The organism is Nitrosomonas oligotropha (assembly GCF_900106555.1).
Classification (GTDB): domain Bacteria; phylum Pseudomonadota; class Gammaproteobacteria; order Burkholderiales; family Nitrosomonadaceae; genus Nitrosomonas; species Nitrosomonas oligotropha_A.
In genome coordinates this window covers 1-1,505 of the sequence record NZ_FNOE01000079.1, presented here as the reverse complement: position 1 = coordinate 1,505, position 1,505 = coordinate 1, and the positions used below count along the sequence as shown (strand labels likewise).

Here is a 1,505-nt window from a genome sequence, read left to right as displayed (position 1 = left end):
ACCCGTATCAATCGTCCGCAAACCAACGGGAAAGCTGAGCGGGTTATCCGCACCCTGATGGATATGTGGCACAGCAAGATTCACTTTAAAGACTGTGCCGATCGACGCATTCAGCTTCTCCGTTTCATTAATTTCTACAATACCGTTAAGCCTCATAAGAGTTTGAATAATGCCACCCCTTATGAAATACTCAACGCTTATTTCAATCAACCTCTCTGTAAACAACCCTGAGGTTTCTTACAACTAATCAATTAAATTTATTTGATTTTTAACTAGGCGTTACTGATGATGCGTATCATTAAAAATATTTCTTGGAGAAAACAATGGAAAAGGCATTAAAAACTTTATTCAATTCGATTAAGCAAGGTATGAGTGACACAGTTGAAGCAGATTTAAAAGGAACGCTTATCGAACCAGCAGCACCTTTAGCACTTATGAAAAGTGGCGAAGCAAATTTTCCATTTCATTTGGATTCCAATGGAAAATGTAAATATGAAGTGGAAGAGCATGGTTACGGCATTACCGCTCACTGTACAATTTGGTTTGAATCCCCTGATGCTGCTTATTCAATCAAAATTACCTCGACCGGTGGAACCGAATTTCAGTCGCCGCCGAATGTAAGGATAAATCAGAGATTGGAATTTAAGCTAAAAACTAAGCTTATTGGTAAAACAAAAGTTACCGTAGAAGGCTCTGCAAACGTCATTAACACTGACGGAAATGGCAAAATTACCTATAGTTTCTAGGGCCTGTTAACACAATCTGAGGGCTTCAACGATGAAGGTGAAGGAGATGAAGGAGATGAAGACGACATCGAGCTTATCGAACCTGGAGAAGATACGGCGCAATCCCCTGAGTCTTCTGAACAATCGTTCGATCTCGTTGCGCTTTCTGTACATGGCACGGTTGTATTCCCAAGGCGATAAACGATTAGCCTGAGTGGAACAACCGGGATGTAACCCAAATCTAGTGCCAGTAGCCGGGTTTGGTCGCCCTCATAAGCACGATCCATCAGCAGGTAGGTGGGCGCAACCGGGCGAGAGGGCAAAGCTTATGGTTGTTCTGGAATCTGCGGCAACCAGATGAATTTTGGTGGTCCATCCACCTCGAGATGGACTTTGATGCTGGTGCTGTCCAGCGAAACAGCTTCAATGCGGATACGGATGATTTGCTGATGCTGAAGTTGCCCAAATACATGGCTCAGGACACCACTCTTTGCCCAGCGATTCATGCAGGTATAGATGGCATGCCAGTTGGCGAATCGCTTGGGCAGTCCTCGCCACTTGCAGCCATGCTCGGCAACGTAAAGAATGACATTGAGAACTTGCAGATGGAATGGCTGACGTTGCCACGCTGACGCGGCAGGCAGTGCTCAATCTGTTGATATTGAGTTTCGTAATTTCCATCACCTGTAAGAAATCTCAGGGTTGTTTACAGAGAGGTTGATAGAAATAAGCGTTGAGTATTTCATAAGGGGTGGCATTATTCAAACTCTTATGAGGCTT

Annotated in this window: 2 protein-coding genes and 1 pseudogene; 2 read left to right on the top strand and 1 reads right to left on the bottom strand. The window is 44.1% G+C overall.

The window, feature by feature from the left end; genetic code table 11:
• Nucleotides 1-6 precede the first annotated feature (6 nt).
• Together BLU57_RS16990 and BLU57_RS15700 are read left to right on the top strand one after the other, a co-directional pair.
• Nucleotides 7-231 carry an integrase core domain-containing protein gene (locus BLU57_RS16990; RefSeq protein WP_176776480.1) on the top strand — a complete coding sequence of 75 codons (225 nt, stop codon included), beginning with the start codon at nt 7-9 and terminating at the stop codon, nt 229-231.
• A 92-nt stretch (nt 232-323) separates the two neighbouring features.
• Nucleotides 324-746: a hypothetical protein gene (locus tag BLU57_RS15700; protein WP_090322950.1), complete on the top strand. Its 423-nt coding sequence runs from the start codon at nt 324-326 to the stop codon at nt 744-746.
• Between the two features lie 6 nt (nt 747-752).
• On the opposite strand, the pseudogene BLU57_RS15695 reads toward BLU57_RS15700, so the two are convergent.
• Nucleotides 753-1,425, bottom strand: a pseudogene (locus BLU57_RS15695) (transposase).
• Nucleotides 1,426-1,505 lie beyond the last annotated feature (80 nt).